The 26,868-nt window shown below is 67.2% G+C and carries 20 protein-coding genes and 1 pseudogene; 17 read left to right on the top strand and 4 right to left on the bottom strand.

Annotated features, from left to right (window positions below; translation table 11 throughout):
* Positions 1-417 precede the first annotated feature (417 nt).
* The 5 genes from NM2_RS29585 (at position 418) to NM2_RS29565 (ending at position 6,803) form a co-directional block, all read left to right on the top strand.
* The gene (locus NM2_RS29585; protein WP_067675446.1) at positions 418-2,028 is read left to right on the top strand and encodes a peptide ABC transporter substrate-binding protein; all 1,611 of its coding nucleotides are present in this window, start codon (positions 418-420) and stop codon (positions 2,026-2,028) included.
* A gap of 80 nt (positions 2,029-2,108) precedes the next feature.
* Entirely contained in the window at positions 2,109-3,035 is a 927-nt protein-coding gene (locus NM2_RS29580) for an ABC transporter permease (RefSeq protein WP_067675443.1), read from the top strand.
* Entirely contained in the window at positions 3,028-3,981 is a 954-nt protein-coding gene (locus tag NM2_RS29575; protein WP_067675439.1) for an ABC transporter permease, read from the top strand. Before NM2_RS29580 ends, NM2_RS29575 begins: the two co-directional genes overlap by 8 nt.
* 8 nt (positions 3,982-3,989) lie before the next feature.
* Positions 3,990-5,735: a dipeptide ABC transporter ATP-binding protein gene (locus NM2_RS29570; RefSeq protein ID WP_067675435.1), complete on the top strand. Its 1,746-nt coding sequence runs from the start codon at positions 3,990-3,992 to the stop codon at positions 5,733-5,735.
* Positions 5,736-6,062: 327 nt separating this feature from the next.
* Positions 6,063-6,803, top strand: coding sequence for a Fic family protein (locus NM2_RS29565; protein ID WP_067675432.1), 741 nt, complete (start codon positions 6,063-6,065; stop codon positions 6,801-6,803).
* 477 nt (positions 6,804-7,280) lie between these two features.
* Here the strand turns inward: NM2_RS29565 and NM2_RS29560 are convergent, their stop codons facing one another.
* Positions 7,281-8,120 carry an HAD family hydrolase gene (locus tag NM2_RS29560; protein ID WP_067675461.1) on the bottom strand — a complete coding sequence of 280 codons (840 nt, stop codon included), beginning with the start codon at positions 8,118-8,120 and terminating at the stop codon, positions 7,281-7,283.
* A 471-nt stretch (positions 8,121-8,591) separates the two neighbouring features.
* Here NM2_RS29560 and ssd point away from each other — a divergent pair, with 471 nt between their 5' ends.
* The 7 genes from ssd (at position 8,592) to NM2_RS29525 (ending at position 14,736) form a co-directional block, all read left to right on the top strand.
* A complete protein-coding gene (ssd, locus tag NM2_RS29555) occupies positions 8,592-9,680 on the top strand; it encodes a septum site-determining protein Ssd (RefSeq protein ID WP_084531677.1) in 1,089 nt (362 codons plus the stop codon).
* Positions 9,681-10,056: 376 nt separating this feature from the next.
* The gene (locus NM2_RS29550) at positions 10,057-11,244 is read left to right on the top strand and encodes a TadA family conjugal transfer-associated ATPase (RefSeq protein ID WP_067675429.1); all 1,188 of its coding nucleotides are present in this window, start codon (positions 10,057-10,059) and stop codon (positions 11,242-11,244) included.
* Positions 11,241-12,038, top strand: coding sequence for a type II secretion system F family protein (locus NM2_RS29545; protein WP_067675426.1), 798 nt, complete (start codon positions 11,241-11,243; stop codon positions 12,036-12,038). Before NM2_RS29550 ends, NM2_RS29545 begins: the two co-directional genes overlap by 4 nt.
* A 1,038-nt stretch (positions 12,039-13,076) precedes the next feature.
* The gene (locus NM2_RS29540) at positions 13,077-13,670 is read left to right on the top strand and encodes a type II secretion system F family protein (protein ID WP_157121386.1); all 594 of its coding nucleotides are present in this window, start codon (positions 13,077-13,079) and stop codon (positions 13,668-13,670) included.
* A gap of 114 nt (positions 13,671-13,784) precedes the next feature.
* On the top strand, positions 13,785-13,991 hold the full coding sequence (locus tag NM2_RS29535; RefSeq protein WP_369690343.1) for a DUF4244 domain-containing protein: 207 nt from the start codon (positions 13,785-13,787) through the stop codon (positions 13,989-13,991).
* 71 nt (positions 13,992-14,062) lie between these two features.
* The gene (locus tag NM2_RS29530) at positions 14,063-14,377 is read left to right on the top strand and encodes a TadE family type IV pilus minor pilin (protein WP_067675419.1); all 315 of its coding nucleotides are present in this window, start codon (positions 14,063-14,065) and stop codon (positions 14,375-14,377) included.
* On the top strand, positions 14,374-14,736 hold the full coding sequence (locus NM2_RS29525) for an Rv3654c family TadE-like protein (RefSeq protein WP_067675416.1): 363 nt from the start codon (positions 14,374-14,376) through the stop codon (positions 14,734-14,736). Before NM2_RS29530 ends, NM2_RS29525 begins: the two co-directional genes overlap by 4 nt.
* Before the next feature lie 303 nt (positions 14,737-15,039).
* On the opposite strand, the gene NM2_RS29520 is transcribed toward NM2_RS29525, so the two are convergent.
* Positions 15,040-17,397: a DEAD/DEAH box helicase gene (locus NM2_RS29520; RefSeq protein ID WP_067675413.1), complete on the bottom strand. Its 2,358-nt coding sequence runs from the start codon at positions 17,395-17,397 to the stop codon at positions 15,040-15,042.
* A gap of 465 nt (positions 17,398-17,862) precedes the next feature.
* Here NM2_RS29520 and NM2_RS29515 point away from each other — a divergent pair, with 465 nt between their 5' ends.
* From NM2_RS29515 to NM2_RS29500, 4 genes and pseudogenes are all read left to right on the top strand, one after another.
* Positions 17,863-18,069: a cold-shock protein gene (locus NM2_RS29515; RefSeq protein WP_011206895.1), complete on the top strand. Its 207-nt coding sequence runs from the start codon at positions 17,863-17,865 to the stop codon at positions 18,067-18,069.
* A gap of 268 nt (positions 18,070-18,337) precedes the next feature.
* Positions 18,338-21,274, top strand: coding sequence for a type I DNA topoisomerase (gene topA / locus NM2_RS29510; protein WP_084531676.1), 2,937 nt, complete (start codon positions 18,338-18,340; stop codon positions 21,272-21,274).
* Between the two features lie 123 nt (positions 21,275-21,397).
* Positions 21,398-21,924: pseudogene (locus tag NM2_RS29505) on the top strand (mycothiol transferase).
* 53 nt (positions 21,925-21,977) lie between these two features.
* The gene (locus NM2_RS29500) at positions 21,978-23,177 is read left to right on the top strand and encodes a DNA polymerase III subunit delta' (RefSeq protein WP_067675452.1); all 1,200 of its coding nucleotides are present in this window, start codon (positions 21,978-21,980) and stop codon (positions 23,175-23,177) included.
* A 543-nt stretch (positions 23,178-23,720) separates the two neighbouring features.
* Here the strand turns inward: NM2_RS29500 and NM2_RS29495 are convergent.
* Positions 23,721-25,070 carry an alpha/beta hydrolase gene (locus tag NM2_RS29495; protein ID WP_067675407.1) on the bottom strand — a complete coding sequence of 450 codons (1,350 nt, stop codon included), beginning with the start codon at positions 25,068-25,070 and terminating at the stop codon, positions 23,721-23,723.
* Positions 25,071-25,231: 161 nt separating this feature from the next.
* Positions 25,232-26,005, bottom strand: a complete 774-nt coding sequence (locus NM2_RS29490; protein ID WP_157121385.1) for a glycoside hydrolase 5 family protein — start codon at positions 26,003-26,005, stop codon at positions 25,232-25,234.
* 551 nt (positions 26,006-26,556) lie between these two features.
* Here NM2_RS29490 and NM2_RS29485 point away from each other — a divergent pair.
* Positions 26,557-26,814 (top strand): hypothetical protein, encoded by a 258-nt coding sequence (locus NM2_RS29485; protein ID WP_157121384.1) that lies wholly within the window; start codon positions 26,557-26,559, stop codon positions 26,812-26,814.
* The last annotated feature ends 54 nt before the right edge of the window (positions 26,815-26,868 follow it).

Raw genomic sequence — 26,868 nt, 5'->3', positions numbered from 1 at the left:
GGTGATCAGCGGTGTTCTCGGTCATCTCGCCTCTTCTGTCGCATGCTTCCGGCCGGGGGTGAGCGCGGCCACATTCCGACAGTAACGGACCGTGACCTGCGCTGTGGTCAGGTCCTGTCGGTCGGCGTCGCACCGATTTCGCCGGACCTCCGGCCACCTGCGATGCGAGTGCGGTGAACGGATCGCGAACTCGTCGCAGTGCCAAGGCGATTGTGCAAGGTGTTACCCGAACCGGATCCAATGCGTCGTTGATGTTGCTGGTTTGCTAACAAGACCGACGAACCAGGGTCGATCCGCTGACAACAACCGGTTGTATGGCTACTGTCCGATTCACCTGAGGTGGACGAACGACCAGTGCCGGACGATCTCCACACGCGTCGCCGTCTGCCTCGCTCCGCACGAAACGGGAGAACTGCGTTGAGACTCAAGACGTTCACCGCGCTGGGCGCGGCCGTGTTGCTGGCCACGAGCCTGGCGTTGACCGGATGTTCGTCCGGTGACGGAGGTGATGAGGGGGTCGTCACGACCTTCGCTTCGGAGCCGCAGAATCCGTTGGTCCCGACCAATACCAACGAGAACATGGGTGGCCGGGTCGTGGATCGGCTGTGGGCCGGGCTGAAATACTACGACGCCGACGGCAACGCGCACGACGAGATGGCCCAGTCGATCGATTCGACAGATCGCCAGCACTACACGATCACCATCAAGCCGGACTGGAAATTCACCAATGGTGAACCGGTGACGGCGAAGTCGTTCGTCGATGCCTGGAACTACGGCGCCCTGAGCACCAACGGCCAGAATCAGAACTGGGTGTTCAGCCTGATCCAGGGCTACGACGACCTCGCCTCGAATCCGCCCAAGGCGCAGACGATGTCGGGCCTGAAGGTGGTCGACGACCGCACCTTCACCGTGGACCTGAAGAACCCGTCGATCGACTTCACCCTGCAGCTCGGCTTCGCGCCGTACTATCCGCTGCCCAGCGTGGCCTACAAGGACATGAAGGCGTTCGGCGAGAACCCGATCGGCAACGGTCCCTACGAGTTCGCGCGCAATGGCGCTTGGCAGCACCAGGTTTCGATCGACCTGGTGCCCAATCCCAGCTACCACGGTGGCCGGCCGCCCAAGAACAAGGGCCTGACGTTCAAGATGTACCAGAGCTACGAGGCCGGCTACAACGATCTGCTCGCCGGCAATCTGGACACCATCGACCGGATCCCGAACAACGCGCTGACCACCTTCAAGAAGGACCTCGGCGACCGCGCCATCGTGAAGCCGACCGCGCAGAGCGAGCACATCGGCATCCAGAGCTCGCTGCCGCACTTCGGCGGTCAGGAGGGTTTGCTTCGGCGCCAGGCTATTTCGATGGCGATCAACCGAGAGCAGATCTCCGACACCATCTTCCACGGCACCAAGGGCCCGGCGAAGGACTTCACCGCGACCACGTTGCCCGGCTTCAACCCGAATGTGCCGGGTAACCAAGTGCTGCAATACAACCCGGCCGAGGCGAAGAAGGTGTGGGCGCAGGCCGACGCCATCTCGCCGTGGTCGGGCAAGTTCGAGATCGCCTACAACGCGGACGGCACCCATCAGGCGTGGGTCGAGGCCACGGCCAACAGCATCAAGAACACCCTGGGCATCGACGCCTCGGCCGCACCGCTGCCGACGTTCAAGCAGATCCGGGATCAGGTGCACAGCAAGACGATCGGCAAGGCGTTCCGCTACGGCTGGCAGGGCGACTATCCGTCCATGCTGGAATTCCTGACCTCGCAGTACCAGACCGGCTCGGAAACCAACGATGTCGGCTACTCCGATCCCGAGTTCGACAACCTGCTGGTCCAGGCCCAGTCCGCGGCGACGCCGGAGGAGTCCTACAAGGTGATCACCCAGGCCCAGAGCGTGCTGTTCCGGGACATGGCCGACATCCCGGTGCTGGATTACAAAGGCACGGGCGGTTATTCGCAGAACGTCAAGTCGGCCAAGCTGGCCTGGTCCGGTCTGTTCGACTTCGAGAACATCGAGAAGAACTAGTTGCCCAGAGCCGGGGCCGCGCCGATCTCCCGCCCGTCGGGTGATCGGCCCGGCCCCGGCCATCGACCGCGGAGGCGCACATGGCCTGGTATGTCGTGCGGCGGCTGCTTCAGATGATTCCCGTCTTCATCGGGGCGACGCTGCTCGTTTACGCAATGATCTTCCTCATCCCGGGTGATCCGATCCGGGCGCTGGCCGGTGACAAGCCGATGACGCCCGGGCTGGAAGCCGCACTGCGTGCTCGCTACCATCTCGATCAGCCGTTCATCATTCAGTATCTGGATTATCTGAAGGGCATCTTCACCCTCGATTTCGGCACGGCGTTCTCCGGGCGTCCGGTGCGGGCCGAGCTGGCTCGGGCGTTCCCGATCACGTTGCGGCTCAGCGTGATCGCCCTCGTCGTCGAGACCGTCTTCGGGGTGGCCTTCGGACTGGTCGCCGGGCTTCGCAAGGGCAAACTGTTCGATTCGACGCTGCTGGTGATCAGTCTGGTCATCATCGCGGTGCCGATTTTCGTCGTGGGCTTCCTCGCGCAATTCCTGCTCGGCGTGAAGTGGGGCATCGCGCCGGTCACCGTTTCCGGCAAGGCCCCCTGGGGACAGTTGATAGTGCCGGGGATCGTGCTCGGGTCGCTGTCGTTCGCCTACGTGCTGCGCCTGACCCGGAATTCGGTGGCGGAGAACATGACCGCGGATTACGTGCGCACCGCGACGGCGAAGGGCCTGAGCCGGCGGCGGGTGATCGGCGTGCACATCCTGCGCAATTCGATGGTCCCGGTGATCACCTTCCTGGGCACCGATCTGGGCGCCCTGATGGCGGGTGCGGTGGTCACGGAGGGCATCTTCAACATTCCGGGCGTCGGCGGCACACTGTTCCAGGCGGTCATCCGCGGCGAGGCGCCGACCGTGGTGTCGTTCGTCACCGTGCTGATCGTCATCTTCCTGCTGTCGAACCTCGTCGTCGACCTGCTCTACGCCGCCCTCGACCCACGGATTCGCTATGCCTGACAACGATTACGGCGTCACCCGCCGTACCCAGGAGTATTTCGTCGCGCCGCCGGACGAGGTGGAGGTGCTGGCCATCGACCGGGTCGACGAGGCCGGTACGCCCACCAGTATCTGGCGTGATGCCTGGCGGCAGTTGCGGCGCAACCCGATCTTCCTGGTCGGCGCGCTGCTGATCGTGGTCGTGCTGCTCGTCGCGGCCTGGCCGCAGCTGTTCACCGATCAGGATCCGCGCTACTGCGATACCGCGATGAGCATGGCCGCGCATCGCCCGGGTCATCCGTTCGGTTTCGACCTACAGGGATGTGATGTCTACGCCCGCACCATCTATGGCACCCGGGCCTCGGTGCTGTGCGGTATCGGCGCGGCGATCCTGTTCGTGCTGATCGGCGGCACGCTCGGGGCGATCGCCGGGTTCTACGGCGGGATCCTGGACTCGGTGGTGTCCCGGGTGGCCGAGATCTTCTTCGCGCTGCCGCTGGTGCTGGCGGCGATCGTGCTGATGCAGCTGCTGAATTCGCGCACGATCTGGACCGTGATCCTGATTCTGGCCGCGTTCACCTGGCCGCAGGCCGCACGCATCGCGCGCGGTGCGGTCATCCAGGCCAAGAGCAGTGAATATGTCACGGCGGCAAAGGCATTGGGCGTGTCCCCGCTGCGGACGCTGGTTCGGCACGTGCTGCCGAACTCGGCCGGGCCGCTGATCGTGGTGGCCACCATCTGGCTGGGTGTGTTCATCGTGACCGAGGCGACGCTGTCGTATCTCGGTGTGGGACTGCCGCGTTCGGTCGTGTCCTGGGGTTCGGACATCGCCGCCGACCAGCAGTCGATCCGCACCTCGGCGATCCTGTTCTATCCCGCGACGGCGTTGGCGCTGACGGTGCTGAGCTTCATCCTGCTCGGTGACGCGGTGCGTGATGCGCTCGATCCGAAAGCGCGCAAGAGGTGAGTGCGGAAATGACCGATGCGACACAGGCATCCGATGCGCAGGTGGCCGAGCCCGGGCGATCCGACGACGGTCCACTGCTGGAAATCCGCGATCTCAACGTATCTTTCACCGCCGACCGCAAACAGGTGCCCGCGGTTCGCGACGTGAGCCTGTCCGTGTATCCCGGGCAGACGGTGGCGATCGTCGGCGAATCCGGATCCGGTAAATCGACGACGGCACACGCGATCATCGATCTGCTGCCCGGCACCGGCCGGATCACCTCCGGGGAAATCCTGTTCGACGGAAAGGATCTCGCGTCCGCGTCGAAAAAGGAGATCATCGCGGTGCGCGGCCAGGGCATCGGATTCGTGCCACAGGATCCGATGACCAACCTGAATCCCGTCTGGAAGGTCGGTTTCCAGGTTCGGGAAACGTTGGAGGCCAACGGTGTCGCTCGCGGCAAGGACGCGAAGCGACAGGCGATCGCCCTGCTCGAGCAGGCGGGGATGGAGGACGCGGCGCGCCGGGTCAACCAGTATCCGCACGAGTTCTCCGGTGGTATGTGCCAGCGCGCGCTCATCGCGATCGGGCTGGCGTGTCGTCCCCGGCTGCTCATCGCCGACGAACCGACCTCGGCGCTGGACGTCACCGTGCAGCGGCGCATCCTGGATCATCTCGACGAACTCACCACCGAGCTGGGTACGGCGGTACTGCTGATCACCCACGATCTGGGGCTGGCCGCGGAGCGGGCGGAACATCTGGTGGTGATGTATCGCGGCCGGGTGGTGGAATCCGGTCCGGCACTGCGGATTCTGCGGGAACCGCAGCACGAGTACACCAGGCGGCTGGTGAGTTCCGCGCCGTCGCTGGCGGCGCAGCAGCGCGCGTCGGTGAGCCGTCGCGCACAGGTGCGTGAGCGGGCCGTGCACGTCGCCGAGCGGGTCGCCGCGGCCGATGCCGAGGTCGCGTCGGTCACCGACGACATCCTGGTCGCCGAGCGGCTCACCAAGGTGTTCAAGGTGCGCGGCGGATCACCCTGGAAGTCCACGGAATTCCGTGCCGTGGACGAGGTTTCGTTCCGCCTGGGCCGCGGGACCACGATGGCCATCGTCGGCGAATCGGGTTCGGGCAAGTCGACGGTCGCGAAGATGGTGCTGGGTCTGCTCGAACCCACCTCGGGCACGGTGACATTCGAGGGTAAGTCCATCGCCGATCTGGATCGCAAGGGCGCGTTCGCTTTTCGGCGTCGAGTGCAGCCGATCTTCCAGAACCCTTACGGCTCGCTGGATCCGATGTACTCGATCTACCGCACCATCGAGGAGCCGCTGCGCACTCACCGGATCGGCGATTCGGCACAGCGGGAGGCCACGGTGCGCGATCTGCTCGACAAGGTGGCGCTGCCCGCGTCGGTGATGCGCCGATATCCGAACGAGTTGTCCGGCGGGCAACGTCAGCGGGTCGCCATCGCCCGCGCACTGGCCCTCGAACCCGAGGTGGTGGTGTGCGACGAGGCGGTCTCGGCCCTGGACGTCCTGGTCCAGGCCCAGATCCTGACCCTGCTCAACGATCTGCAGGCCGAACTGGGCCTGTCCTACCTGTTCATCACCCACGACCTGGCCGTCGTCCGGCAGATCGCCGACGACGTCCTGGTCATGCAGAGCGGCAAGGTCGTCGAGTCCGCCACGACCGACGAGGTCTTCACCGAACCCCGCGAGGAGTACACCCGCAACCTGCTCGAGGCCATCCCCGGCCGGGACCTGCTGGGTGCGCACTGACGACGAACCCGCAGGTAGGGATATGAAGATTCTTCGGATCAGGTCTTGACGTCGCCGAGAAGAGGAGGAGAATCAGCTATACACCAGGAATGCGGAACAACAGAACATGATCGGAAGAGACGTCCGAAGATGATGTGAAGTTGGAAAGCACCTGGCCAGGCCCCCGGCACGTCAGCCCCGAGTACGAAACTGAAGCGACGACTGAAGTTCACGACTCGAGACGTGAGTACCGGGGACTGTTTTTGTCCGGACCCTGTGCAGACGTCGTCTCGGGTCCAGGATGATCCCCTCCGGCAGGCGTTCGGCGCTCGAGTAGCGTGTGCACTCGTGAGTGACGTCCTGCAACCCCTGGTCGACCTGCCCGGTGTGCGTGATGCGGCCGATCGGGCCCGCGACGCGTTGGCCGAGGTGCATCGGCATCAGGCTAATCGGCGGGGATGGCCCACGACGGCCGCGGAGGCCGCGGTGCGTGCGGCGCGGTCCTCGGCGGCGATCGATGGCGGGAGTACCGAACTGCCCGAGCCCGGGAGCGTCGGGGATCCGATTCTGACCGGCGCGTTGCGGGTCGGACAGGCGTTGGACGGGGAAGCGCTGCAGAACCTGGCCGGCGTGTGGCAGCGGGCTCCGCTGCAGGCGCTGGCCCGGCTGCATCTGCTCGCGGCCGCGGATCTGGTCGAGGATCCCGAACAGCTGGGGCGTCCGCGTGCGGGCGGTGATATCGCCGAACGGCTGGATCTCCTCGCGCAGACCGTACTGACCTCGAATGCGCCCGCACCCGTCGTCGCGGCGGTGGTGCACGGTGAATTGCTCGCCCTGCGTCCGTTCGGTACGGGTGACGGTGTCGTGGCGCGGGCGGCCTCGCGACTGGTTTCGGTGTCCAGCGGTCTGGACCCGCACAGTCTGGGTGTGCCCGAGGTGTTCTGGTTGCGTCGGCGGCAGGCGTATCTGGATGCGGCGACCGCGTTCGGCGCGGGCACGGTCGAGGGCGTCGGCGGCTGGGTCGTGTTCTGCTGCGGGGCATTCGAGGACGGGGCTCGGGAGGCTCGCTCCATCGCCGACAGCGTCTGATTCCGTCGCCGCACACCAAAACGGGCGGCGTGTCGTCGACGACCTCACCGCCCGCTAGCACGGACCACCCGGTTACCAAGCGTGCTTGTTTGGGTTGTGTTCTGCGGCCTCGGCGATTCTCCGGACCCTGCCGGTTCATCCCCGCAACCTGTGCGAGGCCATCGCCGACAAGAACCCGAATTTCGCAGGCCCACAACGCTGCTGCCCTGTCGCGGCGTGCTCCGCGTGGGTGCCTGGCGTCCGTGCTGGGAAGGGTGGGATGGGGGCTCGACGCTTCTCTTCCGCCTCGATCCTGGCCTTCCGTCCTTCCGTGAATTCATTCTTACCTGTGAGCCGCCTCACATTCAAGACCTGTGGAGACATTTTAGAAACCGGCACGTCAACCGGCGTTTCGTGGTTCCCTGGAGAGGTTGTGCAGTGCACCTGTCGCGCGGGCTGGTCCCGGACGGGTGTGCGGGACGGTCGATACGGCTCGTCTCAATCCCGTCGGCGCAGCAGCCGGTAGCTGATCGCTCCCGCCAGCAGTGCGCTGAGCCCGAGCGCGATCGTCGCCGCGAGGGTGGTCGAGGACGGGGCCGGGATGCGCGCCCACAGCGAGACCGGATTGGAGAACGTCAGCACCGGCCAGTCGCGAGAGATGGCCTCACGCCGCAGATTCCGGTCCGGATTGACCGCGGTGGGGTGTCCCACCGCCGAAAGCATCGGCAGATCGGTCACCGAATCGGAGTAGGCGTAGCAGCGGGACAGGTCGTAACCCTCTGCGGCGCTGAGTTTTTCGATTGCGGTGACTTTGCCCTTGCCGTAGCAGTAGAACTCGACCTCGCCGGTGTACTTACCGTCCTGGACGACCATGCGGGTGGCTTCGGTGTACGTCGCACCGAGTGCGGCGGCGATGGGCGCGACGATCTCCTCACCGGATGCGGAGACGATCACCACATCGTGGCCGCGGATCTTGTGGTCGGCGATCAGATCGGCCGCCTCGGCGTAGATCAGGGGATCCACCAGATCGTGCAGTGTCTCGGCGACCACGGCGCGGACCTGGGCCACATCCCAGCCCGCGCACATCTTGGTCAGGTGTTCGCGCATCCGCTCCATCTGGTCGTGATCGGCGCCCGAGAGCATGTACAGGAAGTGCGCATAACTGCTCTCCAGTACCGTCCGGCGATCGATGAGGCCCTGGTCGAAGAACGGCTTGCTGAACACGAAGGCACTGGATTTGGCGATCACCGTCTTGTCCAGATCGAAGAACGCCGCTACGCGTCCCGGTCGTGCACTCGTTCGCTCGCTTCGTTGCCCATTCGTATCTGTCGCGTTGATCGGATCTTCCGCCGCTGTCTGGTCGCCCTCGGCCGTCACGCGGTCCAGGATAGGGAAATTTCGCCCGGACGGGATGCCCAGGGGCGACGCGGGCGGTGGAACCGCCCGCCGATCGGATTTGCCGCCGTGATGCCGGGATCGATGGTGAAAACTTCCTCTTTCGCTGCACTTGCGTTTCGGCCCGGCCCTGGGTGTAGTATTGCTGGCACCTGGACATAGTCCAGGAGCGTTCAGCCCGACCCCCCGGGGCTGAACCCAGACGGCCCCAGCCTCCTCCCCCCCCGGCTGGGGCCGTCCTCTATTTCCGGACCTTTTCGTCCGGGCCCCGCCTCGCTCCCGCCGTCGGTCGGTGGATTTCGCGGGTCTGTTAGGTGGTACCGGGAGTTCTGTTTTTGCTCACACCCCCGGAGTTATCCACAACCGGGCGGTCACCTCTGGCGGCGCGACATCATTCGGGCGAGGCTGACCTGCATGAATTCCGTTACAGCGGAGCAGCCTCCGGCCCTGATGCTCGTCTCCGGACATCGGCTGCGTGAGGAGGTTCGCCGCATCGCGGCCGCCGCCGATCGGCAGCTGGCCGAGCATTCGATGCCGATCGGCAGATACGCCTGGACCGATGCCGCGATCGTGATTCTCGACACGGCCGCAGCACACGAATGCGCTGCGGCCGGATATCCGCGTCGTCCGGGCATCATCCTGGTCAGCGAGGGGGAACCCGGGGCCGAGCAGTGGGAGGCCGCGATCACCGGGGGCGCCGAACTGGTGCTCGGCCTGCCCGCGGCCGCGGATCGGCTGATCGAGGTGTTCGCCGAACCGGGCGTCTCCGTCGAGGGGGGTGGCGCGGTCGTCGCGGTCGTGGACACGGGCGGCGGTGCGGGCGCGTCCATCCTGGCCGGCGCGATCGCCTTGACCGCGTCCGCGATTCGCTTCCGCCCCGGCACGATCCTGGTCGACGGCGATCCGTTCGGCGGCGGCCTCGATCTGCTGCTCGGCGTCGAATCCGAGGAGGGTCTGCGCTGGCCCGATCTTGTCGTCGAGGACGGCCGGGTGCCCGCCGCGACCCTGCGCGACGCACTACCGGCGGCCGCGCCCGGCCTGCGCGTGCTGGCCTGCGGCCGGGCCACCCCCGATACCGACCCCACCGAGATCGGTCCCGGCGCGGTGCGCGCGGTACTCGACGCGGGCCGTGCCGCAGGCGATCTGGTCGTCTGCGATATCTCCCGGGAGCGCGGCCCGCACGCCGATCAGATGCTCGACGGTGCGGATCTGGTCGTCCTCGTCGCGACACCGCGGCTGCGCTCGATCGCCGCCGCCCGCGCCGCCGTGGCTCATGTGCGTCGCCGAAATCCCAACCAGGCATTGGTCGTTCGCGGTCCCGCCCCCGGCGGCCTGCACGGCGACGAGGTCGCCGAGGCCCTCGGCATCCCCCTCCTGGCCGCGGTCCGCACCCAGCCGGGCTTGTCCGGCCAACTCGAACGCACCGGCCTGACCACTCCGCGCGGCCCCCTCCGAACAGCGGCCGAATCGGTCCTGTCCCTTTTGACCGGAGACGACCGATGATCCGCGAGTCCGCATCGGCGAAAATGCGAAAACATCGCCGCGCCAGGGATATCCGCGAATCGTCTTTGCCGAGGTCATCACCCTCGTAGCGCCTGTGTTGGATGTTCAGCGGGACTCGACGGATGGCCTCGCAAATGCAAGTGCACCAGTCGGTCTCGGGTGCACGCTGGTCGCCACCACAAGTGAACCGCCGAACTTTCCGCAGCTCGTTCTACGGAAACTGCGTTCCAGCTTGAACGTTCGCCGATCCGCCTCGGGTGTGCCGAGGCACGTCGTGTCGAGTGCGGTTTCGCGCCGGACGAGGATCGCGGGCCTGTGCGGGTGCTGTCGAGACGATCGGTGAGGTGGGAATCGTGCTGCGGGAGGGGAGGATTCGATGAGCGCGCTGGTGACCGACGAGCTGTTGGATCGAGTGCGGGAAAGGCTGGCGGTCGAGTCGGGCGAGCCCGATCCGGCACGGGTTGCGGCGGCGATCCGGGCCGAGGCGGGTGGGGTGCTCGGGGATACGGATCTGTTGCGGGTGCTGCGGCTGTTGCAGACCGAGATGACCGGGGCCGGGGTGCTGGAACCGCTACTGCACGATCCGCGGGTGTCGGATGTGCTGGTGACAGCGCCCGATTCGGTCTGGGTGGATCGCGGGCAGGGGTTGCAGCGGGCGTCGGTGGTGTTCCAGGACGAGGCCGCGGTGCGGCGCTTGGCGCAGCGTCTCGCGCTGGCCGCCGGACGACGGCTCGACGACGCCCAGCCGTGGGTGGACGGGCGTCTGCCGGAAGGTAGCGGTGTGCTGGGGGATTCGTTCGGTGTGCGACTGCACGCGGTGTTGTCCTCGATCGCACCCGGCGGCACCTGCCTGGCGTTGCGGGTGCTGCGTCCAGCGAGTCAGGGGCTCGATGCGCTGGCCGCCTCCGGGTCGGTCCCGGCCGAGGCGAAGGTGTTGTTGGAGCGCATCATTCGCGGGCGGCTGGCATTTCTCGTGGTGGGCGGGACCGGCGCGGGGAAAACCACTCTGCTGTCGGGGCTGCTCGCCAAGGTCGACGCGGCCGAGCGCATCGTCTGCGTCGAGGACGCCGCGGAACTCGCCCCGCCGCATCCGCATGTGGTGCGGTTGGTGGCGCGTCCGCCGAATGTGGAGGGCGCCGGCGCGGTGACCGTTCGCGATCTGGTGCGTCAGGCGTTGCGCATGCGCCCGGACCGCATCGTCATCGGCGAGGTGCGCGGCGCCGAAGTGATCGATCTGCTGACCGCGCTCAACACCGGTCACGACGGCGGCGCGGGCACCGTGCACGCCAACTCGCCGCGTGAGGTCCCGGCGCGGCTCGAGGCCCTGGCGGCACTGGGCGGGCTGAGCAGCGCCGCCCTGCACAGCCAGCTGGCCGCGGCCGTCCAGGTGATCCTGCATGTGCGTCGCGGTCCCGGCGGCGCACGCGCCCTGTGCGAGATCGGCCTGGTCGTACGCGATCCGGACGGCCGGGTCCACATCGAGGCGGCCTGGCGCGCCGACGACGCACCCACACCGGCGGCCACAGCACTGCGTCGTCTGCTGGACGAACGGGAGGCCCGATGACGCCGCCACTCGCCCTGGCCTGCCTGTCAGCGGCAATACTCGCCGTGCCGCCCACATCGGGCGCCCGGCGGTATCTGGCGATGTTCGGTATGCGCGGTCGTGCGCGAAAACTACCGCCGCACAGGCTGTTCCGGATCGCCGCATATCTCGGCGTCGCGGGAGCGGCCCTGGCCGGAATAGGCGCGTTCCTCGCGGCCCTGCTTCTGGCGCTGACAGCCGGTCTACGTGGACGACGCGCTCGTGCGGCCCAGCGGCACAGGGCCGAATGCGTTGCGCTGCTGGAGGGTTTGGAGACCGTGATAGGCGAGTTGCGGGTCGGTACACATCCCAGTGCCGCCGCGGCGGTCGCGGCCGGGGAGATCGAGGGCATCGCGGCGCGCGCATTCGCCGTCGGCTCGGCACGCAGCAGGCTCGGCGGGTCCGCCGCAGCCGGCCTGCGGAATCCCGAATCGATCATCGCCGCCGAACTCGCCCGCATCGCCGACGCCTGGCAACTGGCCGACCACCACGGCCTGGCCCTGGCCGACCTGCTCACCGCCGCACGAGCGGACCTGTCCAGCCGCATACGTTTTCGCGACAAAACCACAGCCGCCCTGGCCGGCGCCCGAGCCAGCGCCGTAGTCCTGTCCGCCCTCCCACTCCTGGGCATCGCCCTGGGCCACCTGATGAACGCCGCCCCACTGCACGTCCTCCTGGCCTCCGGCCCAGGCACCGTCCTCCTTCCGCTCGGCACAGCCCTGATCTGCAGCGGCCTGCTCTGGGCAGACGCCATCACCGCCCAGGTCCCCACATGAGCGCCGAAGCAGCCGCGAATACACCCGATCACCCCGCTCAGCTGCATGCGAACACACGTCGCCGAGTCACACTCCGGCCGAACCGGTGCGAAGCGGCTGATCAGGTTCGTGCGGGGTCCGCAGCGACCGGATGTGTCCGTGGTGCAGGTGTTTCGTGGCATGGGCTGTCCAATGTCGGCCGGGTAGTGCGAGGCTCGTCCAGTTGCTGTGCTCGCCAGGTGGTTCGGCTGTGTGCAGACACGTGCGGTCGGGCCGATCGTCGATTGGGCCGGTGCGCGGCTCAGGTTTGCGCGGGATCCGGATCTGGCGAATGTGATTGTGGTGCAGGTGCTTTCCGCGGTGTGTTGTCTGTCGTTGCTGGAGCAGTACAACGTGCGTGCGGATCTCATCGTGGCGCGGGGTCCGTGCACAACCCGCGGTGTGGGCCTGGGGAGTCGCGGCATGTGCGCGGTGGCTTCGGCGTCCAACCGAACCAGTGGGAAGCGCTGGGTAGCGCCGAATTCGGGCGGTGTTCGGGCGCGGCTGACGACTGTGCTGGGCCGGCTGTGGATGGATGTGAGCAAGATCGGGATGCGCTGTTGCGGGGGCTGTTGCTCGCCGGTAGTAGGGCGGGGGCGCGACTGTTCGGTTGCGTTGGCGTTCAGGTGATTCGGGCGTGGGCTGCTGCAAGCCGGGTCGGTGAGTTCCGACGAAGCCGGGAGGTAGGGCGTACCTATCCAGGGCTTGCTGTGCACGCACGTGGTCGGGGCGCGAGCGGTGGGACATGCGGTCGGGGGGCAGGCGTCCAGAGGTGGAGTTCGGTACCGAAGGGCGTTGTTTACGGGACGGATGCGTTCGATCGCCTGCGAGCCGCACAGGCGCCTTCGATTTCGATCGGCGAGTCCAAGGGTGCTATGGCGGTGGTCGACCGGCCCGCCGGGCGGTGGTCGCGGCGCATCGATCGTCTCGGGCCGGTGGGTGGCGCTACGGATTGTCGAAGGGGGGAAGGGCGGGGACTTGTGTTGTGGCGCTTTCGGATACGACGCGAGGGGAGGGGTGATGGTTGTCTGCGGGCTGCTGTTGTTGGTGGTCGCGCTGGTCTGCGTGCCCGGCGACGCCGCGGCGGTGGCGGTGCGGAGACGGGCGTTACTCGTTGGGGCACAGCAGGTTTCGCGACGGCGTGCGCCTGGCGGTGGGACGGATCGGTTCGGGACGGCTTCGGCGTTCGACTTGTTGGCTGCCTGTCTGCGGGCGGGGCTTCCGGTCGCCGTCGCGGCTCGCGCGGTGGGCTCGACCGCTCCGCCGGAACTCGGTGCGGCCCTGCATCGGGTGGCCGATCTGCTGGCGCTGGGAGCGGATCAGCCCGACGCGTGGCGGCGCGCCGCCCAGGAGGCCGGATCCACCGATATTCAGGCGTTGGCCAGGCTGGCGGCGCGTTCGGCCCGATCGGGTGCGTGTCTGGCGGATGCGGTGAGCGAGCTGGCCGGGCAGTGCCGTGCTGCCGTGGAGGACGCCGCCGCGGCCCGCGCGGAGCGAGCCGGGGTGTTGATCGGCGGACCGCTGGGCCTGTGCTTCCTGCCCGCCTTCGTCTGCCTCGGCATCGTGCCGGTCGTCATCGGCCTGGCCACCCGCGTGCTGGGGGGCGGGCTGTGAGTAGGCCAGGTCAGCCGATCGAGCGCCCACGGCGGAGCTGGTCGTCCGGGAACACACGAGACCTCCGGCGCGGAATGCCCGTGCCGGTGACAGAGAAAGGGGAGATCGGTGCGGGTGGCAGTTCGATCGGCAGTACTGGAGTTGCGTGCGCGCCTGCTGCGGGCGTTGGTCGCCGAGGATGGGATGAGCACCGCGGAATATGCGATCGGCACCGTGGCCGCCGCGGCCTTCGGGGCGGTGCTCTACTCGGTGGTGACGGGCGATTCCATCGTGAACGCCCTGACGAAGATCATCGACAAAGCGCTCAACACCTCGGTGTGAGACGTGGCCGCGCACAGGGGGTACGCACGGCCGCGACGGTTCCGCGGTGCGGGCCCGGCGAACGGGGCGCGGTGACGGTGGAGGCGGCCATCGCGTTGGCCGCCCTCCTCATTGTGGTCGTGCTGTGCCTGGGCACGCTGCTGGCCGCCGCGGCACAGGTGCGCTGTGTCGACGCCGCGCGAGAGGCGGCGCGACTGGCGGCGCGCGGTGCGGACGCCGAGGCGAGACCGGCGGCGCTGCGGGTGGCGCCGCCCGGTGCGGAGGTGTCCCTCCGCGCCGACGGTGATCAGGTGGTCGCCGTGGTCTCGGTGCGGGTGCCGTTGCTGCCGATGCTCAGACTGCGCGCCGACGCGGTCGCGGTCCGGGAACCGGGTGAGTACGGATGACGTCCCCGCGGGCCGAGCGCGGCGCGGCCACCGTGACGGCCTGCCTGGCCCTGACCGCCCTGCTCGCCGCGACGCTGTTGTTCGTGCAGGTCGGCGTGGTCATCGTGGCGCGACATCGGGTTCAGGCCGTAGCGGATCTCGGTGCCCTGGCGGCAGCCGGTGCGTTGACCGCCGAGACCGATGCCTGCGCTCGGGCCCGCGATCTCGGGCAGCGGATGCGGGTCCGGGTGCGATCCTGCACGGTCGTCGGGTGGGACGTCACGGTGGTCGCCGAGGTCACCGCATCGCTGGGGCCGCTCGGTACACCGGATGTCCGGGCCGTCGCGCGAGCGGGTCCGGTGGAGGAACACGATAAATGAATACCGAGCGGTTGGTCTTCAAAGAATGCGCAAGAGTTGGGGATCTGTGTTCGGCCCTATGTGTTAGAGGAGCTTTTTGGACATGTGAACAATTTCGATCCGTTGATTTTCAATTGATTGATGAGGTGTCATTGACAGCATTCCACTTCAGATTCTTATAGGAATCCGCAAAGAGTCAGTTAACATGATCGCGTTTCACATCGGTCATGTGGCGAGACCGACGCATGTGACGGCGACCGCATCGCGGGCATCGTCCGAGTTGACTTCGAGTCGCGGTCCGGCATCACCCCGATGACCACCTCGTCACGAGACGGGCCAGGCGTCGTCATCATCGGGAAGTTCGGCGACCACCGCGGTCAGCAGGGCCGCGGCGCCCGCCTTGTCCAGCGGCTGATTGCCGTTGCCGCACTTGGGTGACTGTACACACGATGGACAGCCGCTCGGACAGCCGCACGACTCGATCACCGCCAGGGTGGCCCGCAGCCAGGTGCGCAGCCGGTGGAAGCCGCGCTCGGCGAAGCCCGCACCGCCGGGGTGCCCGTCGTGAACGAAGACGGTGGGCAGCCCGGTGTCGGGATGTTCGGCCGTGGACACCCCGCCGATATCCCAGCGGTCGCAACTGGCCACCAGGGGCAGCATCCCGATCGCGGCATGTTCGGCGGCATGTAGCGCACCGGGCGCACGTCGCGGATCGATTCCGGCGCGGGCCAGCAGCCCGGGTGTCACGGTGTACAGCACGGCCCGGGTCGGCAGCGTCTGCTCCGGCAGGTCCAGTCCCACCAGGTCGAGCACCTCACCGGTGGGAAGTGTGCGCAGGTAGCCGACCACCTGCCGGCTCACCCGCACCTGCGCCAGGGCCGTGGTCACCGCGCCGTGCGCACGTTCGGCGTCGATCTCGTCGATCGCGATGGACGTGACCGCGCGGGCGCTGGTCGTCCAGCCGGGCTGATCGGCGTGGACGAAGGCCACACCGCCGTCGAGATCCAGCTCGTTCACCACATAGGTCTCGCCCTGATGCAGGTGCACCGCGCCGGGATGCAGGGTGGCCGGGGCCCGGCCCGCATCCGTGGTGCCGAGCAGACGTCCGGTCTCCTCGTCGACGATGGCCACCGTCGTGCCGATACCGCCGCGCACGTCGACCTCGTCGTGCGGCCGCGAGGCGGCGGTCATATGCCAGCGAGCCGGGCCCTTCGCCGGTTGCCGCCGCCGCACGAGGCCCTGATCGGCCAGGTCGGCGATCAGATCGGTCGCGCCGAACTCCGTGACCTCGGCATCGGTCAGCGGATTCTCCATCGCCGCGCACAGCAGATGCGGCCCGAGGACATATGGGTTTCGCGGATCGGTGATCGTCGCCTCGATCGGACGTCCCAGCAGCGCTTGCGGGTTCCGGACCAGGTAGGTGTCCAGCGGATCGTCCCGCGCGACCAGCATCACCAGCGAGCCCTGCGCACGTCGCCCGGCGCGCCCGGCCTGCTGCCAGAACGAGGCCACCGTCCCCGGGAATCCCGCGACGACCACGGCGTCGAGCCCGGCGATATCCACCCCGAGCTCGAGCGCGGTCGTGGTCGCGGCCCCCAGCAGGGAGCCGTCGGCCAGCGCGGCCTCCAATTCGCGCCGGTCCTCGGCCAGATATCCGGCCCGGTAGGCGGCCACCCGGCGACCGAGTTCCGGATCGACCTCGGCCAGCATGCGGCGCGTTTCCATGGCCACGACCTCCGCGGCCCGCCGAGAGCGCACGAAGGTCAGCGTGCGTGCGCCCTCGACCACCAGATCGGTCATGATCCGCGCCGCCTCGGCGGTGGCCGGTCGCCGCACCGGTGCGCCGTTCTCGCCGGTCACCGCGGTGAGCAGCGCCGGTTCCCACAGTGCGACCGTGCGCGCGCCCTGCGGCGACCCGTCCTCGGTGACGGCCTCGCACGGTGCGCCGATCAGTCGCGACGCGGCCGCGGCCGGATCCGCGGTGGTGGCCGAGCACAGGACGAACACGGGATCGGCCCCGTAATGTGCGGCCAGCCTGCGCAACCGCCGCAGCACGAGCGCGACGTGCGAGCCGAATACGCCCCGATAGGCATGGCATTCGTCGACCACCACATAACGCAGCCGACGCAGCACCCGCGCCCACCGCTGATGCGAGCGCAGCACACTCAGATGCAGCATGTCCGGGTTGGTGAAGATCCACCGCCCATTGGCCCGCACCCACTGCCGGATCTCGGCGGAGGTGTCGCCGTCATAGGGCGCGGGATGGGTGTCGCGCAGCGGCCCCTCGTGGGTGAGTTCACCGATCGCGCGCAGCTGGTCCGCCCCGAGAGCCTTGGTCGGCGAGATATACAGCGCCGTCGCCCGCGGATCCTCCCGCAATGCGGTGAGTACCGGCAGTTGATAGCCGAGGGATTTGCCGGACGCGGTTCCGGTGCAGACCACTACATGTTTTCCGGCGGCGGCCAGATCGGCGGTGCGGGTCTGATGCGACCAGGGCGCCTCGACGCCAGAATTCCGTAACGCTTCGATCACGTCCGGTGATACCCAGCCCGGCCAGGCCGTGACCTGCGCCGCACGCGCCGCCAACTCCGTGACATGGGTGAGACGATCGGAATTGTCGGGTAGTCCGGTTCGGACACGATTGAGCAACGATCGCCCATAGCTCGCGCCGGTTCCCGGCATTGCGTTCGTCGTCACGTGGGCCGGTTCTAGCAAGTCGAGACCTCGACACAGACGAATTGTGCGAAAGCTGTGTGTCGTGCGAGGCCCGCCAGCGTTTTCACTACCGAGCAGCGATCTGCGTCACAGCGCGTTTGCATGACGCTCTCCCGGTTATCCGGAAGCAAACCTACCTCGAGTACGGATTTGGGCATTGTGCGCCTTACCTGCGCATTCGCAAGATCATCTTTTTTGCAAATTGTCGGTAACCCGACTGTCGAATTGCTCGAAGACATGGTTCACTGGTTCCTGGTCGCAAGCTTCTGTGTTCGAGGGAACGGATCAAAGGTCCAAACCATCAGCAGGATCGATGTTGCGAACGGTGTGCTTGGTGCTTCCTGCAGGGGGAACAGAGTACAACGGTCGGAACGGACCCGGTGGACGAACCTACCTTGTCCGCCGTTCCGGTATGGAAAGAGAAGGAACAGAATGGCACAGGGAACTGTGAAGTGGTTCAACGCGGAGAAGGGGTTCGGCTTCATCGCGCCCGAGGACGGCTCCGCTGACGTCTTCGTCCACTACTCCGAGATCCAGGGTTCGGGCTTCCGCACCCTCGAGGAGAACCAGAAGGTCGAATTCGAGGTTGGCCAGGGCACCAAGGGCCCGCAGGCCACCGGAGTTCGTGCGCTCAGCTGAGCACGCGAACTTACTCAAACGGAAAGCTCGTCCCTCACCGCCCCACGGCGGTGGGGGACGAGTCATATTCCGGGCAAGTACACTCGACCGCAAAACGGGGCTTTCAACTCGCCGTACCAGAGGTGCTGCGGACCTGCCGTACCTCCGGTACAGCAGATGAACAGGGTATAAACGTCTCTGGCAGGGGACATCGGTTCCCTCAGCTTGCCCCAGCCGCGCGCAGCGCCTCCCCGCGCCGCGCGGGTCGACAGGAAAGGTGTGTTCGCCGGTGGCAACACGAGACCGCGGTGCAACGCCGAACTCCGAGGCAGGGTCCGATGCGGGCAGCCAGGTGCGTCGTCTCGTCATCGTCGAGTCACCGACGAAGGCTCGTAAGATCGCCCCGTACCTCGGCCGTGGATACGTCGTGGAGGCGTCCGTCGGCCACATCCGGGACCTGCCGCGGGGTGCGGCGGACGTGCCCGCCAAATACAAAGGTCAGGCCTGGGCGCGCCTGGGCGTCGACGTCGACCACGACTTCGAGCCCATCTACGTGGTCAGCCCGGATAAGAAGGCCAAGGTCTCCGAGCTGAAGAACCTGCTCAAGGACGCCGACGAACTCTATCTCGCCACCGACCCCGACCGTGAGGGCGAGGCGATCGCCTGGCATCTGCTCGAGACACTCAAGCCCAAGGTGCCGGTACGACGCATGGTGTTCCACGAGATCACCGAACCCGCCATCCGCGCGGCCGCGGCCGACACCCGGGATCTGGACAACGACCTGGTCGACGCCCAGGAAACCAGGCGAATCCTGGACCGGCTGTACGGCTACGAGGTCAGCCCGGTGCTGTGGAAGAAGGTCATGCCGCGGTTGTCGGCGGGCCGGGTGCAGTCCGTGGCGACTCGCATCGTCGTGCAGCGCGAACGCGAGCGCATGGCGTTCCGTTCGGCGGAGTACTGGGATATCGCCGCGAAATTCGATGCCGGCGGGGGCGAGAGCGATGCCGCAAACCCGCGGACCTTCGGCGCTCGCCTGGTCACCGTGGCCGGTTCGCGCGTCGCGGGCGGCCGTGATTTCGGTTCGGACGGGCAGCTCAAGACCGCCAGCGGCGTCACGGTGCTGGACGAGGCGTATGCCCGTCGGCTCGCCGCGTCCCTGGACGGCGCCGATTTCCAGGTGACCTCGGTCGAGTCGAAGCCCTATACGCGTCGGCCGTACGCGCCGTTCATGACCTCTACGTTGCAGCAGGAGGCCGCGCGCAAGTTGCGGTTCACCTCCGAGCGCACGATGCGGGTCGCCCAGCGGCTCTACGAAAACGGCTACATCACCTATATGCGCACCGACTCGACCACGTTGTCGGAGTCGGCGATCGCCGCCGCGCGGGCGCAGGCCACGCAGCTGTACGGGTCGGAATTCGTCCACCCGACGCCGCGTCAGTACACCCGCAAGGTCAAGAACGCGCAGGAGGCGCACGAGGCGATCCGCCCGTCGGGCGACACCTTCGCCACGCCCGGTCAGCTGCACGCGCGGCTGGACCACGACGAGTTCCGGCTGTACGAGCTGATCTGGCAGCGCACGGTCGCCTCGCAGATGGCCGATGCGCGCGGTACCACGCTGACCGTCCGGATCACCGGCCACGCCGGGCTGGACGAGGGCCGCATTCCGTGCGTTTTCTCCGCGTCGGGTCGCACGATCACCTTCGCGGGTTTCCTCAAGGCTTATGTGGAGAGCGTCGACGAGGATTCGGGCAGCCAGTCCGACGACGCCGAATCCCGGCTCCCCGCCCTGGCCGAGGGACAGGAGGTCGCCGCTGCGGAGCTGACTCCCGAGGGCCACACGACCAATCCGCCGCCGCGCTACAACGAGGCGTCGCTGGTCAAGGCGCTCGAGGAATTGGGCATCGGCCGCCCGTCGACCTACGCCTCGATCATCAAGACCATCCTCGATCGCGGATACGTCTACAAGCGCGGTAACGCGCTCGTGCCCTCATGGGTGGCCTTCGCCGTGATCGGGCTGTTGGAGGCGTATTTCGGCAGACTGGTCGATTTCGACTTCACCGCTGCCATGGAGGACGACCTCGACGCCATCGCCGGTGGGCGCGAGCAGCGCGGAAACTGGTTGTCCAGCTTCTATTTCGGCGGCGATCACGGTGCCGAGGACTCGATCGCGCGCACCGGCGGCCTGAAGAAGATGGTCGGCGGGCAGCTCGACGATATCGATGCTCGCTCGGTCAACTCGATCAAGCTGTTCGCCGACGACCAGGACCGCGATGTGGTGGTCCGGGTCGGGCGGTTCGGGCCGTATCTCGAGCGCATGGTGGTCAATCCGGACGACCCCGATGGGGATCCGGTGTCGCAGCGCGCCAATCTGCCCGACGACCTGCCGCCGGACGAGCTGACCCCCGAGGTGGCCGAGAAGTTGTTCTCGACCCCGCAGGAGGGACGGTCGCTGGGCGTCGATCCCGAGACGGGTCATCGGATCGTGGCCAAAGAGGGACGTTTCGGCCCTTATGTGACAGAGATCCTGCCCGAGCCCGAGGACGACGGCGAGCCCAAGAAGGGCGCGAAGAAGGCCAGCGGCCCCAAGCCGCGCACCGGATCGCTGTTCAAGTCGATGGATCTGTCCACGATCACCCTCGACGACGCGCTGTTGCTGCTGTCGCTGCCACGGGTGGTCGGCAAGGATCCCGAATCCGGTGACGAGATCACCGCGCAGAATGGGCGTTACGGCCCGTATCTGAAGAAGGGCACCGATTCGCGGTCGCTGACCAGCGAGGATCAGATCTTCTCGGTGACGCTCGAGGAGGCGCTGAAGATCTATTCCGAGCCCAAGCGCCGGGGTCGGCAGGCCGCGAGCGCCGCGCCGCTGCGCGAGCTCGGTAACGATTCGACCACCGGTAAGCCGATGGTGATCAAGGACGGCCGGTTCGGGCCGTACGTTACCGACGGCGAGACCAACGCCAGCCTGCGCAAGGGCGACGAGGTCGAGTCGATCACCGACGACCGCGCCTCGGAACTGCTCGCCGATCGCCGGGCCAAGGCCCCGGTGAAGAAGGCCGCGAAGAAGACGGCCAAGAAGGCGCCGGCCAAGAAGACTCCCGCGAAGAAGACCGCGGCGAAGAAGACCACGGCCACCGCGGAGAAGACGACCGCGAAGAAGACCGCGGCCAAGAAGACCACGGCCGCGAAAACCACCGCACGCAAGACCACCGCGGCCAAGTCGTAGCTGTATCTTCGGTCTCCGCTTCGCTCCGACGGGTTCGCGGCGGTACCGCGAATCATCTGTTTTCTGTCGGTGTCCTGCCGTACCGTGTCGCCATCCGAGCACGCTTCAGCGGAGGGACATCCGATGACCGCACTCTCGACCGAGCGCCGCGATCAGGCGGAACGGGAAAATCTGATCACGCTGCTGGCCGAACAGCGTGAGCTGTTCCGGATCACGTTGCGCGGCATCGATGATGCGCAGGCGCGCGAGCGCAGCACCGTCAGCGAATTGACCCTGGGCGGGCTGCTGCACCATCTGGTCAACTGTGAACGGCAGTGGGTGGCCGTCGTCGTCGAACGTGACGAGAATGCGAAACTCGATGTGTCGCAGTTCGATTCGGAGTACCGGATGGCTCCCGAGGAGACCGTCGAGGGTTTGCTGAAGGAGTGGGATGTGGTGGCGGACAACACCTCTCGGGTGATCCGTGCGGTGGACGGTCTGGACGTCTCGATTCCCACGCCGACCTCGCCGTGGGTTCCCGAACGTGTCTGGTGGACAGTGCGTTTCACGCTGCTGCACGTTTCCGGGAGATCGCCCAGCACAGCGGCCACGCCGACATCATCCGGGAGGCGCTGGACGGGGCGAACTCCACCTATCAGCGCAAGGCCTGAGGGCGCGGGGTGGACCGGGAAAGGTGTCGGTGGCGGCCGCTAGGGTGTATGCCGTGGCGGGTGTCTTCGATCGGCTGGTCGGCCAGGATGCGGTCGAGTCCGAATTGACCGCTGCCGCGGTCGCCGCGCGCAGCGGGGTCTCGTCGTCGGCGATGACGCATTCGTGGTTGTTCACCGGGCCGCCCGGTTCCGGCAGATCGGTTGCGGCACTGTGTTTCGCGGCGGCCCTGCAATGCACCGATCCGGGTGCGCCCGGCTGCGGGCACTGCCACGCCTGCACCACCACCATGGCGGGCACGCACGGCGATGTGCGCCGGGTGATTCCCGAAGGCTTGAGCATCGGCACCAAGGAGATGCGCGAGATCGTGCAGGTGGCCTCCCGCAGGCCCAGTACCGGGCGCTGGCAGGTGGTGCTTGTCGAGGATGCCGACAGATTGACCGAGGCCGCCGGAAACGTGCTGCTCAAGGTGGTCGAGGAGCCGCCGGAACGCACCGTGTTCCTGCTGTGCGCGCCGTCGGTGGATCCGGAGGACATCTCGGTGACGCTGCGTTCGCGCTGTCGCCATATGCATCTGGTCACCCCTTCGGTCGCCTCGATCGCCCAGGTCCTGCGCGAGCGCGACGGTCTGGACGCCGAGACCGCGGAGTGGGCGGCCTCGATCAGCGGCGGTCACGTCGGGCGGGCGCGTCGCCTGGCCACCGACACGGAGGCCAGAAGTCGCCGCAAGCGGGCCCTGGCCCTGGTTGCGGCCACGGCCCGTCCTGCCGTCGCCTACACGGCCGCCGACGAACTGGTCAAATCCGCGGAGGAGGAGGCCAAGCAGGTCAGCGCCACCCGCGACGAACGCGAACGTGAGGAGCTCGCGACCGCCCTCGGCGCGGGCGGCACCGGCAAGGGCACCGCCTCCGCGACCCGCGGCTCGGCCGGTGTGCTCAAGGATCTCGAACGCCGCCAGAAATCCCGCGCCACCCGAACCAGCCGCGACTCGCTGGACCGGGCCCTGATCGACGTCGCCGGTTTCTACCGCGACGCCCTCGCCGTCCGCATGACCGGCCCTGCCCGCTCGGTCACTCTCACCCACCCCGATCTCAGCGACGAGATCCGCGAGCTGGCCACCGAGGTTCCCCCCGAGGGCCTGCTCCGCTCGATAGAAGCCGTCCTGCACTGTCGCGAGGCGCTCGACACCAACGTCAAACCCCGTTTCGCGGTGGCCGCCATGGTCGCTACTCTCATCGCCGCCCGCACCCGCTGATCCGCCGCCGGGCGGACTGCCGGATCGGGTCGGAGGGCGTAATAGCTTGGAGGAGTTGATTTTTCGTGTCCCGAGCGTCGGCTACTGGCATTCTTCTCATCGCTCCTGCCTGCTTGTCCACCGTGGGCGGCTCGTGAATGGTGTTGTGTCGCGGGTGGGTAAAGCGGCAGGGTGACGGTCGCAGAGGTAGGGAGTGCGGCTCGTCTGCGGTGTGCTACCGGCTCGAGCTGTGTCGGTACAGCACTGACAGGCTGACCGAGGCGGAGTTGTGCGGGACGCCGTGAACGGCTTTGATGTCGAAGCCCGCGATCACCCTCCGCGCGCTGTTCGGGATCTCGAACCATCTGATCACGGGTACGACGGGTTTGGCCGGATGTGATTGTGCGCGCTGTTGCGCATGCGGGGTTGTACGGCTGTCGCCGCACGGGTGGTGCCTGACACCGGTTCGAGGTGATGGGATGGCGTCGGTTATGGGGTCAGGCGATCGAGCCGCTGGGGTGTGAATGTGGCGTGCTGCCCGTACTCGGACAGCACGCGGGTCGGTCAAACGCGTTCGGCGATGGTGACGATGGCGGATTGCGACTGTCGGTCGATGACGGCGTCGATGTCCGGTTGGTTGGTGGTGAGGGCGCCGAGAGGAACGGTGACGGTGAGCCGGCCGTCGCGGGTGGCGTGCAGCGTTTGGGCCGTCTTTCCGTGCGGGGTGGTGATGGTGAGCTGGTAGGCGCCCCCGGCACGGTAGCGCGGTGCCGTGGCGACCGTCGCGGAAGTTGTTGCGTTCAAGGTGAATCCGTTGCGGGTGACGCCGCTGAGGGTGGCGAACGCGAGGCTGTTGCGGTGCACGGTGACCTGGTATCCGTAGGCGTCGAAGCGCGGTTCGGCGGCGGTGAAGGTGAACGGTTCGGGCTGCGCGGGCGGATGGGCGAAGGTGGCCATGAGGCCGGGGAGGTACTGGGTCAGATCGCGTCGCCAGTACGACCAGGTGTGTGAACCGCCGCCGTAGTCGTGCCATTCATGCGCGACACCGAGGGAATTCAGCCGGTTGTGCATGCTGACGCTCTGCGGATGGACGTCCTTTCCCTCGGTGGCGTCGTACGTCTTGTTGGACGGTCCCGGATTGCCGTTGCCGGTGTACAGCTCGAGGTGCATCCCGCGCAGATTCGCGGCCAGATCCCACGGATTGTGTGCGCGCCAACGGATTTCCTGGGTCGAGCGTGGACCCCAGAGGCTTCCCGGGACGGGATTGTCCAGGTAGGCCAGCATCTCGTCGGTGCTGACGGCCCGCGGATCGTTGGAGTCCAGGGCACCGGAAAACGATGCGGCGGAGACGAATCGGTCCGGATGCCGGGCGGCATAGCTCATCGCGCCGAATCCGCCCATGGAGTAACCGGCGACCGCGTGCCCGCGCCGTCCGGCCACGGTGCTGTAGTGCGCGTCGACCCAGGGCAGCAACTGACCGATATGGTAGCTCTCCCAGCGTGGATTACCGCCGTGGCCGTTGTTGTACCAGTCGCTGTAGAACCCGCCCTTGCCGGAGTCGGGCATGACGACGATCACCGGTGCGCTGCCGACGATCGCCTCGGCATTGCCCTTGGCCGGGTCGGTCCAGTCGCGGGCCTGCGGTGCGGCATTGCAGCAGCCTTCGAGCAGCATCAGTACCGGATAGCGTCGAGCGGACGAATATCCCTGCGGCAGTAGAACTCTGACGTAGGTTGGCGCGTCCAGGTCGGGGGTGGTGAACACCAACTCGTGCAGGCGCGCGGTGATCGCTATGTCGGATCGCAGCGTCAGCCCGCCGTTCGGGGCGGGTGCGGCCGTCGCGGGCCCGGTCAGGGACAGCGCCGCGGATATACCGGCGAGCAGCGCGGCACACCGAATCTTGAACCGGGACATGGATTTCCTTCACTCCGATTTGCTACGTGTGGCCGCGGGCGCGGCGGGGCTTCGGTCTCGGCGATCGCTCGCGGTCCAGCCGGAGCAGGGTCGAGTCCGTCGCCGGTGGCGTGGGCGGGACTCCCTAGCGGCCGAATCGCCAGCGGGTCTGCCGGAATCTTTCACCGTTGGCGGCCATCTCGGCGGCAGTCGGGCCCCGCAGGCGCGGAGATCGAGCGGAAGTAATCCGAGACGGTGCGCAGCCAACTTTCGGCAACCGGTGTCGGTGCTCCGTCGGCCAGGTCGAGATTGTTGCCGTCGACCCAGCCGACGAATGTCGGGTCGTCCTTGTAGGCCAGGCCGGTCAGCGGATTCACGTGCTCCAGTACGGCTTTCATATGCCGCTGGTAGTCGCCGATGATGGCCGGATCGGTGAAGAACGCCTGCCCGCAGTCCGGTCGATGCCGCCACGTGCAGTACCGGTCGTGGCTGTCGGCGGTCGGGGAGTTCTGATTCGGTGCGGGTGCTCCGTTGGCGTCGCCGGAGAATTCGCCGATCAGTTCGACCCCGTGCGCGCGTGCCGCGGCCACGACCTTGTCCATATGCGCGAAGGCGGCCGGATTGAATTGTCCCAGTGCGGGTTCCAGGCAGGACGGGCAGCCGATCGTATCGCCGAGGGTCTGCGCTCGAAGAACGGTCGCGCCCATCTCTCGGGCCGTGGTGAATATGTCGTCGACGTTCGCGCCGGAGAATCGGAACGGGTGACCGGCCACGGTGAGCGAAGATCGGTCGCGCTGGACGAAGGCGTCGCGGAACTGATCGATCGTCGCACCGGCCACCGGCGCTACCTGCGAATTCGCGGTGCCGATCGGATCGGCCTGTACCGCAGGGGAGTTCGATGACACGATCGCGCCGAGTATCGCCGCGGCCGCGATGAGCATGCGCCGACTGCGCACCGTATCTCCCTTCGTTATCTCGCAGAAATGTAACGTGCATCGAATCCGCATGCCAGCGGACGTCCCCTGTTTGCCACGTTCGTCGAGGTGCTCATGGCCGTGTGTCGGCTTGCTCGGCCGGTGAACGTCTCGGCGGGGACGCGCCCCGACCTGTCGTCCTCACCCAGGGGATGGTCGCCACGCCACGGTCGTCCGAGTGGAATCGCGCGGAACGGATACCTCGATGACGTGGCATGTCGACGCACTGATCGTCGGCGCGGGTCTTTCGGAATCGGGATTCGCCTGCACAACGGGGACCTGAAATTGGCGTGCCACCGACAACGCCGACGCGTTATCGTCGGCGCATGCTGGTAGCGCGTGCCAAGTGGCGGCGTATGGAACTGACTCACGACGACCGGCCAGTCGGCGTTCTCCGGCAACGGGGCCATCGCGCCTACGCTGAATTGTCCACGGCAACAATGACTTTCCGCGATCACTCGAACATCGACATCCGCGCCTATCCCGGCCTCGTCGACACCGGACGGTTCACTCCGCCATCGGACCCACCGACGATGACGGCGACGACCACCCACCTGGCGCGGTACTCCTGGAAAATCCAGGCAGCGGACCGCCGCTACCAGATGACGCAGGCCGAAGGCGACCGCTACACCGTCACCGAACACGGCAATCCACTCGGCGGCGGCTGGTTCACCGCCATCTTCATCCACCGCCAGTGGCTCTACCTGCCAGCGGCCGTACCGCTCGACCACCAGGCGTTCATCATCTGGCTCGCCTACCGAACTTTCATTCTCCGGCAAACGGATCTTTGAGCTGATTCTTCGCGAGGTACTGCGCACGAGTCGCTGTTGCGCCCCTCCCCGTGT

The sequence above is a fragment of the Nocardia miyunensis NBRC 108239 genome (assembly GCF_001613065.1).
Taxonomy (GTDB): Bacteria; Actinomycetota; Actinomycetes; order Mycobacteriales; family Mycobacteriaceae; genus Nocardia; species Nocardia miyunensis.
Note: the sequence above shows the minus strand (reverse complement) of the source record. Positions and strands in the feature narration are given on the sequence as shown.

Excerpts from the sequence above, each read along its gene's own strand:
- NM2_RS29520 (WP_067675413.1), bottom strand. The coding sequence starts at position 17,397 with ATGCCGGGAACCGGCGCGAGCTATGGGCGATCGTTGCTCAATCGTGTC.
- NM2_RS29545 (WP_067675426.1), top strand. The coding sequence starts at position 11,241 with ATGACGCCGCCACTCGCCCTGGCCTGCCTGTCAGCGGCAATACTCGCC.
- NM2_RS29580 (WP_067675443.1), top strand. The coding sequence starts at position 2,109 with ATGGCCTGGTATGTCGTGCGGCGGCTGCTTCAGATGATTCCCGTCTTC.
- NM2_RS29550 (WP_067675429.1), top strand. The coding sequence starts at position 10,057 with ATGAGCGCGCTGGTGACCGACGAGCTGTTGGATCGAGTGCGGGAAAGG.
- NM2_RS29575 (WP_067675439.1), top strand. The coding sequence starts at position 3,028 with ATGCCTGACAACGATTACGGCGTCACCCGCCGTACCCAGGAGTATTTC.
- NM2_RS29515 (WP_011206895.1), top strand. The coding sequence starts at position 17,863 with ATGGCACAGGGAACTGTGAAGTGGTTCAACGCGGAGAAGGGGTTCGGC.
- ssd (WP_084531677.1), top strand. The coding sequence starts at position 8,592 with ATGAATTCCGTTACAGCGGAGCAGCCTCCGGCCCTGATGCTCGTCTCC.
- NM2_RS29485 (WP_157121384.1), top strand. The coding sequence starts at position 26,557 with ATGACGGCGACGACCACCCACCTGGCGCGGTACTCCTGGAAAATCCAG.
- NM2_RS29540 (WP_157121386.1), top strand. The coding sequence starts at position 13,077 with ATGGTTGTCTGCGGGCTGCTGTTGTTGGTGGTCGCGCTGGTCTGCGTG.
- NM2_RS29570 (WP_067675435.1), top strand. The coding sequence starts at position 3,990 with ATGACCGATGCGACACAGGCATCCGATGCGCAGGTGGCCGAGCCCGGG.
- NM2_RS29495 (WP_067675407.1), bottom strand. The coding sequence starts at position 25,070 with ATGTCCCGGTTCAAGATTCGGTGTGCCGCGCTGCTCGCCGGTATATCC.
- NM2_RS29525 (WP_067675416.1), top strand. The coding sequence starts at position 14,374 with ATGACGTCCCCGCGGGCCGAGCGCGGCGCGGCCACCGTGACGGCCTGC.